This is a genomic window from Micromonospora sp. C41 (assembly GCF_018070485.1).
Classification (GTDB): domain Bacteria; phylum Actinomycetota; class Actinomycetes; order Mycobacteriales; family Micromonosporaceae; genus Micromonospora; species Micromonospora chalcea.
On record NZ_JAGPXP010000004.1, the window covers coordinates 14836 to 28020 of the forward strand.

The window sequence follows — 13185 nt, forward strand, 5'->3', positions numbered from 1 at the left end:
GCGGCGCGAGTACGACGAGGACGACGTCCGGGTCCGACCGGGCCGGTCGTCGCGGCCGCGTACGCGCACCCGCCCCCGGCACGCCGACGCCGTCGACGGGTTCGTCATCGCCGTCGACCGGGGCCGCTACACCTGCGTGCTGCCCGGGGCCGGGCCGGATGCCCCGCTCGTCACCGCCATGCGCGCCCGCGAGCTGGGACGCAAGTCGGTGGTGGTGGGTGACCGGGTGGGTCTGGTCGGGGACACCTCCGGCGCGCCGGGCGCGCTGGCCCGGATCGTGCGCATCGCCGAACGGACCTCGGTGCTGCGGCGTACCGCGGACGACGACGAGACCACCGCCGAGGGGCGGCTGGAACGGGTGGTGGTGGCGAACGCCGACCAGTTGGTGATCGTCAGCGCGCTCGCCGACCCGCCGCCGCGTACCGGGTTCATCGACCGCTGCCTGGTGGCCGCGTACGACGCCGACATCGAGCCGCTGCTCTGCCTCACCAAGGCCGACCTGGGTGGCCCGGAGGCGGTGCTCGGCTACTACACCGAGCTGGAGCTGCCGTACGTGCTGATCCGCCCGGACTCCGACCTGGCCGCGCTGCGGGCGCTGCTCGCCGGCCGGGTGTCGGTGATGGTGGGTCACTCCGGCGTGGGCAAGTCGACGCTGGTCAACCGCCTGGTCCCGGACGCCGAACGCGCGGTGGGCACGGTCAGCGCGATCGGCCGGGGCCGGCACACCTCGACCAGCGCGGTGGCGTTGCGGCTGCCCGCCGAGCCCGGCGCCGACGGCGACACCGGCTGGATCGTCGACACCCCGGGGGTGCGCAGCTTCGGGCTGGCCCACGTGTCCGCCGAGAGCCTGCTGCACGGCTTCCCGGACCTCGTCGAGGCGACGGTGGACTGCCCGGCCAACTGCCCGCACACCGCCGACGAGGCGGACTGCGCGCTGGACGCCTGGGTGGCCGCCGGGAAGGCGGACGCGCGCCGGCTCGCCTCGTACCGGCGGTTGCTGGCCTCCCGCAGCGGCGAGGGCGACCCGCGCGAGCCGGAGCGCAACCCCGGCGATCCGCTCGCCGGGTCCTGACCGGCGTCGCCGGCCGGGCCCACGGCGCCGGGCCTCGCCGGTACGCTGACCCACCATGATCGATCCCCGGCCGACCCCACGGCCTCTGCCCGCCGAGCGGGTGCTGGAGCTGGCCGCGCCGATGCTCACCGAGGTGGGTGGCGAGTGGCGGATGACCGACGGGCCGATGCTGCGGTCGGGATCGCTGGGCGTCCGGGTCCTTCCACCGGACAGCGACGACTACCGCCACCTGGACCTGGAACTCCTGCTGAACGCGGACCGGCCGGACGTGCCGACGATCGTCGACTGCACGCTCGGCCTGGCGGCCGACCCGGTCGAGGCGGCCCGTCAGGCGATCGGGGCGTGGATCGAGACCTGCCTGGTGACGGTCCTGGAGATGATCGAGCAGCGAGGGCGACTGGCGAGCCACTTCAGGTCGGGCGACAAGGGCGGGTTCGCCGGCTGGCATGCGATCGTCGGCGGCGTGACCGGATGGTCCGCCGACGGATCGCAGCACAAGCAGGAGTGGTTCGCCGAGGCGATGCCGTGGTCGACCCTGGCGCCGGTGATCGCGGCCGGGCTGGACCGTCCACATCTCAACGGCGTTCGCATGCTGGTCGGCCAGGGTGGCGACGTCACCGAGTGCGAGGTGCGGATCAACGGCCGGCGGCACGAGCCGTCCGCCGCCGCGCTCGCCGCTCTGGACTGGCCGCGCACCGACCGTTTCGGCCTGGCACGCACCTTCGTCCTCCTGGTCGGCCCCGACTGAGGCGGTGACAGCGCTCGGGTGACGCCCCGACGACCGACGGTCGTGGTCACGCCACTAGCGTGTCCGTCATGACCGGGTACGCCGACGATCTCGCCCTCGCCCACCTGCTCGCCGACGCCGCGGACGCGGTCTCCTCGGCCCGGTTCCGCGCGCTGGACCTGCGCGTCGAGTCGAAGCCGGACCTGACCCCGGTCTCCGACGCGGACACCGCCGTGGAGCGGGAGATCCGAGCGCTGCTGGCCACCCACCGTCCCGGCGACGGCCTGCTCGGCGAGGAGTACGGCGAGCAGCCGCCGGCCGGTCCGGACGGGCGGCGCTGGGTGATCGACCCGATCGACGGCACGAAGAACTTCGTCCGGGGCGTACCGGTCTGGGCCACCCTGATCGCGCTGCTGGAGCACGACCGGCCGGTGCTCGGCCTGGTCTCCGCCCCGGCGCTGGGCCGCCGCTGGTGGGGCGCGCTCGGCGCGGGCGCGTTCGCCGGCGCCGGACCGGCGGACGGCACGCCGATCCGGGTCTCCGGCGTCACCGCGCTCGGCGACGCGAGCATCTGCTACTCGTCGCTGACCGGGTGGGAGCAGGCCGGCCGGCTGGACGCGATCCTCCAGCTCATGCGGGACACCTGGCGCAGCCGCGCGTACGGCGACTTCTACGGTTACATGCTGCTGGCCGAGGGCGCGCTGGACGTGATGGTGGAGCCGGAGCTGTCGCTGTGGGACATCGCCGCGCTGGTGCCGATCGTCACCGAGGCGGGTGGCGTGATCACGGATCTGGCCGGCCGGCCGGCCCCGGCGGGCGCGGACTCCGCCGACATCAGCGCCGTGGCCAGCAACGGCGCGCTGCACGACGACATCCTGGCCCGGCTCGGCCGTCCAGCCGAGCGCTGAACCGGGAAGAGCCTCTATCCTCGCCAGGTGGTTTCCTCCGGTTGGTGCTTCCTGGCAGCGATGATCGTCGCGTACGGCTTCGCCAACCTTCTCCAGTCGGTCGCCGCGGCGCGGACAACCGTGCACCACACGTTCGACCCGGGACTGCTGCTGCGCCTGGCCGGGCACCGGACGTACCTGATCGGCCTGACCTGCCAGGTGGTCGGCTTCGTGCTGGCGTTCCTGGCCCGCCGCGACCTGCCGCTGTTCCTGGTGCAGGCGAGCGTGGCGGCCGGGCTCGGGGTGACCGCCGTACTCGGCGTGCTGGTGCTCAAGTGGCGGTTGCCGGCCGCCGAGGTGGTGCTGCTGGTGCTGCTGTTCGCCGGCATCACCGCGCTGGTGCTGTCGGCCCAGCCGGCGCCGTCGCGGCAGCTCGGCACCGCCGGGCTGGTCGGCCTGGCGGTGGCGGTGTTCGCGATCGCCGGGTCCGGGTTCTTCGCCGCCCGGCTGCACGGCGCGCTCGGGTCGGTGGTGCTCGGCTCGCTGGCCGGGATGGCGTTCTCCGCCGCCGCGGTGGCGGCGCGCCCGCTCGCCTCGGCCGGATCGGTGGAGGCGTTCGTCCGCGACCCGCTGCTCTACCTGCTGATCGTGCACTCGGTCATCGGCCAGCTGCTGCTCGGCCTGGCCATGCAGCGCGGGTCGACCACGGCGGCGGTGGCCGCGATGGACGCCGCCGGGGCGGTGCCCGCGGCGATCGTCGGCCTGCTGCTGCTCAACGACAAGATCTGGCCCGGCCGGGAGTGGCTGGCCGGTCTGGGCTTCCTGGTCACGCTCGCGGCGGTGGTCGGCCTGACCCGGTACGCCGAACCGCAGCACCACCACGCCAGCGCCCGCCAGAAGGCGATAGTGGGCGCCGGGATGGTGCCGGTTCAGGCCGCCTCGACCGGTCCCCGTTCCGAGACGGCCACCTCGACCGGCGGCGTCACCTCGACCGGCGTCGGCTCGATCGGCGTGGCCGGGCGGCGACGCCCGATCACCCGCTCGTAGAGACGTTCCAGCGCGGCGGCGGTACGTTCCCACGTGTAGCTGCACCGGACCCGGTCCACCGCGGCGTGCCCGTACGCGAACCGCCCGGCGTTGTCCGACAGCAGCCGGCGCAGCGTGACCCCGAGCGTGCGTACGTCACCGGGCGGCACCAGCTTGCCGGTCACCTCGTCCACCACCGCGTCGGCGATGCCGCCCATGGCGTAACCGACCACCGGCACGCCGCAGGCCATCGCCTCCAGCGACACCCGCCCGGCCGACGCGTAGTGCGGCGTGCAGGCCACCACGTCGGCGGAGCGGTACCAGGTCGCCATCTGGTCGTGCGGCACCGCGCCGACCAGCTTCACCTGCTCCGCCACGCCGGCCCGCTCGGCCAGCTCCCGCAGCCGGCGCGCCTCGGCGTGCCCGTCCAGCCGCTCGGCCGGCGGGCCACCGGCGATCACCAGCTCCGCGTCGCCGACCAGCCGCATCGCCCGGATCAGGTCGTCCTGCCCGTGTCCGGGGGCGAGCCCGCCGACGGAGAGGATCCGGGCCCGCTGGTCGCGGGGCGCCGCCTCGCCGTCCGGATGGAACTGGCCGGTGTCCACCCCGGTCGGCACCATCGCCACCGACGTGCGCTGCAGGCCCATCCGGGTCAGCTCGTCCACCTCGTCGTTGCACTGGGCCACCGCCACGTCCACCGCCCGGGTCAGCGCCCGTTCCAGCGGGATGCGCTCGCCCGGGCCGCCGTACCGGGGCCCGAGGTGCCGCAGCTGCTCGACGCCGAGCGAGTGGAACGTCTGCACCACCGGGATGTCCGTGGCGCGTACCGCGTGGGCGGCGGCCAGCCCGCCGACCCAGTAGTGGCCGTGCACCACGTCGGGGGTCCAGTCACCGGCCCACTGCCCGGCCAGCCAGCGGCCGTACTCGGCGACGAAGGGCACCAGCTCGGCGGTGGAGAGCACGTCGGGCGGGCCGACCGGCACACGTTCCACCCGGTAGCCGTCGAGTTCGGTCAGGGCGGGCTGGGCGGCGGCGGCACGGCGCTCGTACACGCGGACGTCGTGGCCCCGGGCGGCGAGTTCCGCCGCCACGCGCGCAATGTGCTCCTGCGTCCCGACGGTGGGACCGTCGGTGGACGAGCCGGCGTGCGCGCATACAAGGCCGACGCGCATGGTGCACCTCCATGCGTTTCTCGCGTAGCGGGGTCTCCGGTCAGAGCGTCCCATTAACCCAGGTCCGGCGCGCCCAAACCTGGCAGATCGGGGTCACCGGGCCACCGCTGTCCCGCGAGCGGGACGGCCGACCGAACCCGATCACCGTCGAAATCGGTCGGCATGACCGGGCGGCCCGGGGGTACCGCCGGAGAATGCCGCTAACCCGCAGCCTCTCCGACGCCACGGTCGTCATCACCGGCGCCTCCAGCGGGATCGGCGCGGCGACCGCGTACGCGCTGGCCCAGCGGGGCGCCGACGTGGTGCTCGCCGCCCGGACCGGGCCGGCGCTGCGCCGGGTGGCGGCGAGCTGCCGGGAACTGGGCGGGCGGGCCCTGGTGGTGCCCACCGACGTGACCGACCCGGAGGCGGTGGAGCAGCTCGCGGCGCGGGCGGTGGCCGAGTTCGGCCGGATCGACGCCTGGGTCAACAACGCCGCGGTCGGCACCGTGGGACTGTTCGACGAGATCCCGGTGGCCGAGTTCCGCCGGGTGGTGGACGTGAACCTGCTGGGGGCCGTGTACGGGACACGCGCGGCGCTGCCCTGGCTGACCGCCGCCGGTGGCGGGGTGCTGGTCAACAACGCCTCGGTGCTGGCCGAGGTGGCGATGCCGTACCAGTCGGCGTACAACGCCACGAAGCACGCGATCCGCGGCCTGGCCGACACGGTCCGGCAGGAGCTGCGGGTGACCGGGCGGGGCAACATCTCGATCTGCACGGTGCTGCCGGCCACCATCGACACGCCGTTCTTCCGGCACGCGGCCAACCACACCGGCCGGGAACTGACCCCGCCACCGCCGGTGTACCCGCCGGAGATGGTCGCCGAGACGATCGTGAAACTGCTGCGCCGGCCCCGGCGGGAGGCGTACGCGGGCGGCGCGGCCCGGCTGATCGGGCTCCAGTGGCGGCTCGCCCCGGCGCTGGCCGAGCGGGTGATGGGCTGGTACACCGCGCGCACCCAGTTCGGGCCCGGCGTACGCGCCGACTCCACCGGCGCCGTCTTCACCCCCGGCGCGGCGGCGGAGCGGACCGACGGCTGGTCCGGGCGGCGGGGTCAGTTGCTGCGGCTCACCGCGGCCGTCGGTCTGGCGGCCGGCACCGCTGTCGGCACGGCGGCGGCGATCAGCCGCCGGTCCCGGACGGGCCGGCCGTGAGTCCCGCCGACCGGACCGGTGCGCGGGCGGCGGCCGAGGTGCACAATGGGGCGATCATGCCGACGGATGCGCGTTGCCTGGTGGAGACCGACGATTCCTCCGCGAGAGTCCGGCTGACCGGCGTGCTCGACCGGGCCGAGGTGGAGGCCGTGCGGGACGCGCTGCTGGCCCGGCTGTGGCAGCGCCCCGGCCTGCTGCTCGTGGACCTGTCCGGGGTGCGTATCGCCGACCCGCTGGCCCGCGACGCGCTGGACGAGGTCTGCCGGGCGGTGTCCGACTGGCCGGCCAGCGAGATGCTGCTCGACCCGGACGCCACGCCGCCGGACCCGCCGCCGGACCCGCTCGGCGTCGAACTGCCCCCGGTGGTCGAGGCCGCGCGCGAGGCACGGTCGCTGGTCTCCGCCGGGTGCCTCCGGTGGGGCCTGCCGGAGCTGGTCGAACCGGCCTGCATCGCGGTCACCGAGATGGTCAACAACGTGGTGGCGCACGCGCTGACCCCGATGACGCTCCGGCTGGCGCCGCGCGGCAACGCGCTGCACGTGGCCGTCCGCGACCACTCGGCCGGGCAGCCCGCGTACGCGGGTCCGGCGGCGGCGGACGCGCTGGGCGGGCGCGGGCTGCTGCTCATCGACACGGTGGCCCGGCGCTGGGGCAGCACTCCGCTGCCCGACGGCAAGGTGGTGTGGTGCGTGCTGTACGTCGAGGACGAGGCGGCGGTCCGCAACTGAGGTGCCCTTTCGCCCTGTTGCTCCCGATCCACCCGGCCGGTTGCGGTTAGGGCGGGGAGCGCAGTGGGTAGTTCCGGAGCATGCGCGACGACGAGTACCCCACCCCCGTGTCCGATCCCGAGGCGGCGGGCCTGCCCGACACCGCCGACGACGACTCCACCGCCAACGACGACGTGCTGACCGGGCGCGAGGCGGACGGCCCCGAGCCGGCCCAGCTCCCCGGCGACCGCACGCCGGTCGCGGTGGACGAGTTCGGCACCACGGCGGAGGAGCAGCTCGACGGCGAGTCGCTGGACTACAAGCTCCAGCGCGAGCAGTACGAGCGTCCCGCCGACGACCCGCTGGCCGGCCCGGTCGACCCGGACATCGCCGCCGAGGCGGACAGCGAGGAGGCCGCCGCGCAGGCCCAGCTCGACGCCGACGTGATCGACCCGGGCCCGGTATCCGACCCGGACTCCCCCGTCTCCGTGTACGACCACGGTCAGCTCGGCACCGTCGCCGACCACCAGGTGGGCCGGCTGGTCGAGCCGGACGAGGGCGCGCACACCGACCAGGAGACCGACAACGTCGCCTACGACGCGGGCGCGGCCGGTGGCGGGGCCAGCGCGGAGGAGCTGGCGGTGCACGAGACCCGCCCTCCGGACGCCCGCTAGCTAGCCGTCCAGGCCCCGCTCGATGGCGTACCGGGTCAGCTCGACCCGGTTGTGCAACTGGAGCTTGCCCAGGGTGTTCTGCACGTGGTTCTGCACGGTCCGGTGGGACAGGCCCAGCCGGTCGGCGATCTGCTTGTAGGACAGCCCCTTGGCGACCAGGCGCAGCACCTCGGTCTCCCGCTCGGTGAGCCGGGGTGCGTCGTCGTCCGGGGCGGGCGGCGCCGCGGCCAGCCGCCGGTACTCCCCCAGCACCAGCCCGGCCAGGCCCGGCGTGAACACCGGCTCGCCGGCCGCCGTACGGCGCACCGCGTCCAGGAACTCCGCCGGGGCGGCCGACTTGACCAGGTAGCCAGTGGCGCCGGCCTTGACCGCGTCCAGCACGCCCTGCGGCTCGCCGCTGGCCGAGAGCATCAGCACCCGCACCTCGGGCAACGCCGCGCGCAGCCCCCGGATCACCTCGACGCCGGAGATGTCCGGCAGCTGGAGGTCGAGCACGACCAGGTCGGGGCGGGCCGCCGCGGCCACCCGTACCGCCTGCCGCCCCTCGCCGCTGGTCGCCACCACCTGGTGACCCGCCTCGGTGAGGTCGCGGGCCACGCCCTCGCGCCACATCGGGTGGTCGTCGACCACCATCACCCGGATGCTCACCCGCGGCTCCTCGGCACGATCAGCTCGATCTCGGTGCCGGCACCCGGCGCGGACGCGATCCGCACCTCGCCGCCCAGGTCGGCCACCCGGCCCCGGATGGACTGCGCCACCCCGAGCCGCCCCTGCGCGGCGGCTTCCGCCAGCCGCCCGTCCGGGATGCCCGGCCCCCCGTCGCGTACCGAGACGGTCACCGTCTCCTCCTCGTCCTCGATCAGCACCCAGGCCCGGCCACCGGCGTGCCGGGCCACGTTGTCCAGCGCCGCGCCGACCGCCGCGCCCAGCTCACCGGCGGTCCGCGCGGGCAGCGGCACCGGGGTGGCGGGCGCGGACACCACGACGGTGGCCGAGGCGTACCTGTCGATCAGGTCGCGCAGGTCCTGCTCGGCCCCGGCCGGGTCCGGCGGCGCGCCCGCCCGGCCGATGAGCGCCCGCAGCGCGGCCTCCTGCTCGCCGGCCAGCCGGGCCAGCTCGGCCGCCTCGCCGTCCAGGTCCGCGCCGCGCCGCCGGACCAGCGCGAGCACCTGGAGCACGGAGTCGTGGATGTCGCGGGCCAGCCGCTCCCGTTCCCGGGTCGCCGCCTCCAGTTCCACCGCCCGCTGCAACCGCTCCTCCGCCTGCACCGCCAGCCGCGCCACGTGCCCGACCACCACACCGGCGAGCAACATCAGGATCGCCCCGGTCAGCGCGGACGGGCTGATCCGGTCCCGGGTGGCGAGGTCGGCGCCGCCGAGCACCAGCGCGGCCACCGCGCCGCGCCGCCGCCCGCCGGAGACCGCCCAGGCGAGCACCGGCCCGGCCAGCCAGGCGGCGGTCAGCATCGGCACGCCGGCGGCGAGCGCCGCGCGCCCGACCACCCAGGGCGTGACCAGGATGATCGCCAGCACCACGCCGAGGTCGGCCAGCAGCAGCGGCCAGCGCCGCCCGGCCGGGCGGCCGTAGCCGGCCGCCGTCACGCCGCTCCAGGCCAGCATCGCCAGCAGGACGCCGCCCGCGGCGACCGGGTGCGCGTAGCGGTCCGCGTCGCGCAGCACGACCAGCCCGACGTACGCGAGCGCGGCGAACCGGAACACCGCGATGGAGCGCCAGAACGGGCCCTCGAGGCCGGAGGACGACGGCATGTGCGTCACCCTGTCACAGCCGGTCGAGGGGACCCCGGCCGGTGCGGCCTGAGAAACCCTGACGTACGGTTGAAATGCCGCGAAAGTCGTCGAGAGCCATCGTCGGGACGGGGTCATGACAGACGCAGAACTCCCCGCACCGCGTACGGTTGTGCCCATCGAACCTTCCCTCCTTCTCGCCACGGCCTTCGGTCAGGCGCAGGTGACCGAGCTGCGGCACTCGGTGACCTCCTGCGCGCAGGACTCCGGCCTGTCCGGTCAACGGCTGGACGACTTCGTGCTGGCGGTCAACGAGCTGATCACCAACGCGGTGCGGCACGGCGGCGGGCAGGGCTGGTTGCGACTCTGGCAGCGCGACGGCGAGCTGGTCTGCCAGGTCGCCGACCACGGGCCCGGGATCAGCGAGCGGCGGCTGCGCGACCGTGACCGGCCGGCGCCGGACACCGCCGGCGGCTGGGGCCTCTGGCTGGCCCGGGAGCTGAGCGACACGATGGAGGTGGAGACCGGCGACGCCGGCACCGTCGTCCGGATCACCGCCGCGCTCGCCACCGTCAGGCGAACAGGGCGCTGACCGACTCCCCGTTGTGGATCCGCCGCATCGCCTCGGCCAGAGCCGGCGCCACCGACAGCACCTCCAGCTTCGGCACCCGCTTCTCCGCCGGGATCGGCACGGTGTTGGTGCAGACGATCTCCAGTACGCCCTCCTGCCCGCTGAGCCGCTCCAGCGCCCCGCTGGAGAACAGGCCGTGCGTACAGGCCAGCCGGATCGAACGGACCCGCCGCTCGCGCAGGTGCGAGATCAGCTCGATCACGGTGCTGCCCTTGGCGATCTCGTCGTCCAGCACGATCACGTCCCGGTCCGTCACGTCGCCGATGATCGTGCTGATCTGCACCCGGTCGTCGCTGAAGCGCTGCTTCGCGCCGGCCGCCACCGGCGTACCCAGCATCCGGGCGAACGCGGCGGCCTCCTTGGCGTTGCCCAGGTCCGGCGAGACCACCACCGCGTTGCCCAGGTCGTGCCCCTTGAAGTGGGCGGCCAGCTCCCGCAGCGCGTGCAGGTGGTCCACCGGGACGCTGAAGAAGCCGTGCACCTGCGGCGAGTGCAGCGTCATGGCCAGCACCCGGTGCGCGCCGGCGGAGGTGAGCAGGTCGGCGACGAGCCGGCCGCCGATGGAGATGCGCGGCGCGTCCTTCTTGTCCGACCGGGCGTACGCGTAGTGCGGCAGCACCACTGTGATCCGGGCGGCCGACGCGCCCCGGGCCGCGTCGATCATGAGCAGCAGCTCGACCAGGTGCTCCTGCACCGGCGGCACCAGCGGCTGGATGAGGAAGACGTCGCGCTCCCGGCAGTTCGCCTGCAACTGCACCTCCAGGCAGTCGTTGGCGAACCGGGACACCCGGACCGGATGCAACGGGACGTGGAGGTGGGCGCAGATCTCGGCGGCGAGGACCGGATGGGCCGACCCGCTGAACACGGCAATGTCACGCACGTCTGATGATCGTACGGGCCGCCGGGAGGAGACGGTGGACACTCGCGGCGGGTACGGTGCTGCCGTGACCGCAGAGTTCGTCGCCGCCATCGACCAGGGCACCACGTCGTCGCGCTGCATCGTCTTCGACCGGGCCGGCGAGATCGTCGCCGTGGCCCAGCGCGAGCACCGGCAGATCTTCCCTCGGCCCGGCTGGGTGGAACACGACGCCGAGGAGATCTGGACGAACGTCGAGCACGTGGTCCGCGAGGCGCTGGCCAGCGCCGACATCGGCACCGAGTCGCTGGCCGCGGTGGGCATCACCAACCAGCGGGAGACCACTGTGGTGTGGGACCGGGAGACCGGCCGCCCGGTGGCGAACGCGATCGTCTGGCAGGACACCCGCACCGGCCCGCTGCTGCGGGAGCTGACCGAGACGTACGACCAGGAGCGGCTGCGGGCCCGCACCGGCCTGACCCCGGCCACCTACTTCGCCGGGCCGAAGCTGCGCTGGCTGCTCGACCACGTCGACGGGCTGCGCGAGCGGGCCGAGCGCGGCGAGGTGCTGTTCGGCACCATGGACAGCTGGCTGATCTGGAAGCTGACCGGCCGGCACGTCACCGACGTGACGAACGCCAGCCGCACCATGCTGATGGACCTGGAGACGCTCGACTGGGACCCGGAGCTGCTCGACGCGCTGCGCGTCCCGGCCGCCGTGCTGCCCGAGATCCGCAGCTCGGCCGAGGTGTACGGCACCGCGCAGGGGGTGCTGGCCGGGGTGCCGGTGGCGAGCGCGCTCGGCGACCAGCAGGCCGCGTTGTTTGGGCAGACCTGCTTCCAGCCCGGCGAGGCCAAGTGCACCTACGGCACCGGCAGCTTCCTGCTGCTCAACACCGGGGCCAGCCCGGTGCCGTCGCGGCACGGCCTGCTCACCACCGTGGCGTACCGGATCGAGGGCCAGCCCGCCGTGTACGCGCTGGAGGGCGCCATCGCGGTCACCGGCTCGCTGGTGCAGTGGCTGCGCGACAACCTCGGCCTGATCTCCTCCGCCCCGCAGGTCGAGGAGCTGGCCCGCACCGTCGACGACAACGGCGGCTGCTACGTGGTGCCGGCCTTCTCCGGCCTGTTCGCCCCGCACTGGCGCAGCGACGCCCGGGGCGTGATCGCCGGGCTGACCGGCTACATCACCAAGGGGCACCTGGCCCGCGCGGTGCTGGAGGCGTCAGCGTTCCAGACCCGCGAGGTGGTCGACGCGATGAACGCCGACTCCGACGTGGCGCTGCGCCGGCTGCGGGTCGACGGCGGGATGACCGGCAACGAGCTGCTCATGCAGTTCCTCGCCGATGTGCTGGCCGTGCCGGTCGTACGGTCCCGGATCACCGAGACGACGTGCCTCGGCGCCGCGTACGCCGCCGGCCTGGCCGTCGGGTTCTGGCCGGACCTGGCCACGCTGCGGGAGAAGTGGCGCTCGGACGCGCAGTGGGAGTCGACGATGGACCCGGCGCACCGGGAGCGTGAGCTGCGTCAGTGGCACAAGGCGGTCCAGCGCACGCTCGACTGGGCCGAGTGAGCGTCAGTCCCAGCGGTTGCCGGTGAGCTTCTCGTACACCTCGACGTAGCGGGCCCGGGTCGCCTCGATCACCTCGGCCGGCACCTCGGGCGCGGGCGGCTGCTTGTCCCAGCCGCTGGACGTGGCCCAGTCCCGCACGTACTGCTTGTCGTAGGAGAACTGGGCGCGGCCCGGCTGGTACGACTCGGCCGGCCAGAACCGGGACGAGTCGGAGGTGAGCACCTCGTCGCCGAGAACCAGCGTGCCGTCCGCCGCCCAGCCCAGCTCCAGCTTCGTGTCCGCGATCAGAATGCCCCGCTCGGCGGCGATCTCCGCGCCGCGCCGGTAGACGTCGATGGTGATCTGCCGCAGCCGCTCCGCGACCTCCGGGCCGACCTTGTCGACCACCTGCTCGTACGTGATCGGCTCGTCGTGCTCGCCCTTCGGCGCCTTCGTCGACGGCGTGAAGATCGGCTCGGGCAGGATCGACGCCTCGACCAGGCCGCGCGGCAGCGGCACCCCGGAGACCGAGCCGGTGCGCTGGTACTCGGCGAAGCCGCCGCCGGTCAGGTAGCCCCGGGCCACGCACTCGACCGGCACCATGTCCAGCCGGCGGCAGCGGATCGCCCGGCCGGCGAACTCCGCCGGCACGTCCGTCGCCGAGATCACGTGGTTCGGCACCAGGTCGGACAGCTGCTCGAACCACCACAGCGACAGCGCGGTGAGCAGGCGGCCCTTGTCCGGGATCGGGGTCGGCAGCACCACGTCGTAGATGGAGACGCGGTCGGTGGCGACCAGGATCAGGTCCTCGCCGTCGGCGTAGACGTCCCGGACCTTGCCCGAATGCAGAAGTTCCACGGCGCTAGTACACCATGACCGGCGGGGGCCGCCCGGCGCGCCCACCGGAGGTCCCGCCCGGCGTTGACACCCCGCCGTAGGGGCC

The 13185-nt window shown here is 74.4% G+C and carries 14 protein-coding genes; 9 read left to right on the forward strand and 5 right to left on the reverse strand.

The genetic code is table 11. The features are described from left to right. Positions 1-178: 178 nt before the first annotated feature. The 4 genes from rsgA (at position 179) to KBX43_RS05875 (ending at position 3733) form a co-directional block, all read left to right on the forward strand. Positions 179-1072, forward strand: coding sequence for a ribosome small subunit-dependent GTPase A (gene rsgA, locus KBX43_RS05860; protein WP_205798140.1), 894 nt, complete (start codon positions 179-181; stop codon positions 1070-1072). A gap of 55 nt (positions 1073-1127) precedes the next feature. Beyond that, positions 1128-1820 carry a DUF6348 family protein gene (locus KBX43_RS05865; RefSeq protein WP_166457200.1) on the forward strand — a complete coding sequence of 231 codons (693 nt, stop codon included), beginning with the start codon at positions 1128-1130 and terminating at the stop codon, positions 1818-1820. Between the two features lie 68 nt (positions 1821-1888). Further along, positions 1889-2707: a histidinol-phosphatase gene (gene hisN, locus KBX43_RS05870; protein WP_064447890.1), complete on the forward strand. Its 819-nt coding sequence runs from the start codon at positions 1889-1891 to the stop codon at positions 2705-2707. Positions 2708-2767: 60 nt separating this feature from the next. Continuing rightward, positions 2768-3733 carry a hypothetical protein gene (locus tag KBX43_RS05875; RefSeq protein WP_176722743.1) on the forward strand — a complete coding sequence of 322 codons (966 nt, stop codon included), beginning with the start codon at positions 2768-2770 and terminating at the stop codon, positions 3731-3733. Here the strand turns inward: KBX43_RS05875 and KBX43_RS05880 are convergent. After that, entirely contained in the window at positions 3616-4884 is a 1269-nt protein-coding gene (locus tag KBX43_RS05880; protein WP_064447891.1) for a glycosyltransferase, read from the reverse strand. The two genes, KBX43_RS05875 and KBX43_RS05880, sit on opposite strands and share 118 nt — an antisense overlap. A gap of 194 nt (positions 4885-5078) precedes the next feature. On the opposite strand from KBX43_RS05880, the gene KBX43_RS05885 reads away from it, so the two are divergent. The 3 genes from KBX43_RS05885 (at position 5079) to KBX43_RS05895 (ending at position 7458) form a co-directional block, all read left to right on the forward strand. Beyond that, positions 5079-6077, forward strand: a complete 999-nt coding sequence (locus KBX43_RS05885) for an SDR family oxidoreductase (RefSeq protein WP_210883608.1) — start codon at positions 5079-5081, stop codon at positions 6075-6077. Positions 6078-6133: 56 nt separating this feature from the next. Then, positions 6134-6805: an ATP-binding protein gene (locus tag KBX43_RS05890; RefSeq protein WP_051611585.1), complete on the forward strand. Its 672-nt coding sequence runs from the start codon at positions 6134-6136 to the stop codon at positions 6803-6805. An 80-nt stretch (positions 6806-6885) separates the two neighbouring features. Next, positions 6886-7458: a DUF5709 domain-containing protein gene (locus KBX43_RS05895; RefSeq protein ID WP_043328485.1), complete on the forward strand. Its 573-nt coding sequence runs from the start codon at positions 6886-6888 to the stop codon at positions 7456-7458. On the opposite strand, the gene KBX43_RS05900 is transcribed toward KBX43_RS05895, so the two are convergent. Next, complete coding sequence (locus KBX43_RS05900) at positions 7459-8091, reverse strand: response regulator transcription factor (protein WP_176722742.1); 633 nt, start codon at positions 8089-8091, stop codon at positions 7459-7461. 11 nt (positions 8092-8102) lie between these two features. Further along, positions 8103-9224, reverse strand: a complete 1122-nt coding sequence (macS, locus tag KBX43_RS05905; RefSeq protein WP_210883609.1) for a MacS family sensor histidine kinase — start codon at positions 9222-9224, stop codon at positions 8103-8105. 115 nt (positions 9225-9339) lie between these two features. Between macS and KBX43_RS05910 the strand changes: the two genes are divergently transcribed. After that, a complete protein-coding gene (locus KBX43_RS05910) occupies positions 9340-9795 on the forward strand; it encodes an ATP-binding protein (protein WP_043328481.1) in 456 nt (151 codons plus the stop codon). Here the strand turns inward: KBX43_RS05910 and KBX43_RS05915 are convergent. Then, positions 9776-10714 carry a ribose-phosphate pyrophosphokinase gene (locus KBX43_RS05915; protein WP_069087346.1) on the reverse strand — a complete coding sequence of 313 codons (939 nt, stop codon included), beginning with the start codon at positions 10712-10714 and terminating at the stop codon, positions 9776-9778. The two genes, KBX43_RS05910 and KBX43_RS05915, sit on opposite strands and share 20 nt — an antisense overlap. A 64-nt stretch (positions 10715-10778) precedes the next feature. On the opposite strand from KBX43_RS05915, the gene glpK reads away from it, so the two are divergent. After that, the gene (gene glpK / locus KBX43_RS05920; protein WP_210871750.1) at positions 10779-12263 is read left to right on the forward strand and encodes a glycerol kinase GlpK; all 1485 of its coding nucleotides are present in this window, start codon (positions 10779-10781) and stop codon (positions 12261-12263) included. A gap of 3 nt (positions 12264-12266) precedes the next feature. Here glpK and KBX43_RS05925 read toward each other — a convergent pair whose 3' ends face one another. Continuing rightward, the gene (locus KBX43_RS05925) at positions 12267-13100 is read right to left on the reverse strand and encodes a phosphoribosylaminoimidazolesuccinocarboxamide synthase (protein ID WP_043328477.1); all 834 of its coding nucleotides are present in this window, start codon (positions 13098-13100) and stop codon (positions 12267-12269) included. Between the last annotated feature and the right edge of the window lie 85 nt (positions 13101-13185).

Coding starts and splice junctions, on each gene's coding strand:
- rsgA (WP_205798140.1), top strand. CDS start 179: ATGCGCGCCCGCGAGCTGGGACGCAAGTCGGTGGTGGTGGGTGACCGG.
- KBX43_RS05865 (WP_166457200.1), top strand. CDS start 1,128: ATGATCGATCCCCGGCCGACCCCACGGCCTCTGCCCGCCGAGCGGGTG.
- hisN (WP_064447890.1), top strand. CDS start 1,889: ATGACCGGGTACGCCGACGATCTCGCCCTCGCCCACCTGCTCGCCGAC.
- KBX43_RS05875 (WP_176722743.1), top strand. CDS start 2,768: ATGATCGTCGCGTACGGCTTCGCCAACCTTCTCCAGTCGGTCGCCGCG.
- KBX43_RS05880 (WP_064447891.1), bottom strand. CDS start 4,884: ATGCGCGTCGGCCTTGTATGCGCGCACGCCGGCTCGTCCACCGACGGT.
- KBX43_RS05885 (WP_210883608.1), top strand. CDS start 5,079: ATGCCGCTAACCCGCAGCCTCTCCGACGCCACGGTCGTCATCACCGGC.
- KBX43_RS05890 (WP_051611585.1), top strand. CDS start 6,134: ATGCCGACGGATGCGCGTTGCCTGGTGGAGACCGACGATTCCTCCGCG.
- KBX43_RS05895 (WP_043328485.1), top strand. CDS start 6,886: ATGCGCGACGACGAGTACCCCACCCCCGTGTCCGATCCCGAGGCGGCG.
- KBX43_RS05900 (WP_176722742.1), bottom strand. CDS start 8,091: ATGGTGGTCGACGACCACCCGATGTGGCGCGAGGGCGTGGCCCGCGAC.
- macS (WP_210883609.1), bottom strand. CDS start 9,224: ATGCCGTCGTCCTCCGGCCTCGAGGGCCCGTTCTGGCGCTCCATCGCG.
- KBX43_RS05910 (WP_043328481.1), top strand. CDS start 9,340: ATGACAGACGCAGAACTCCCCGCACCGCGTACGGTTGTGCCCATCGAA.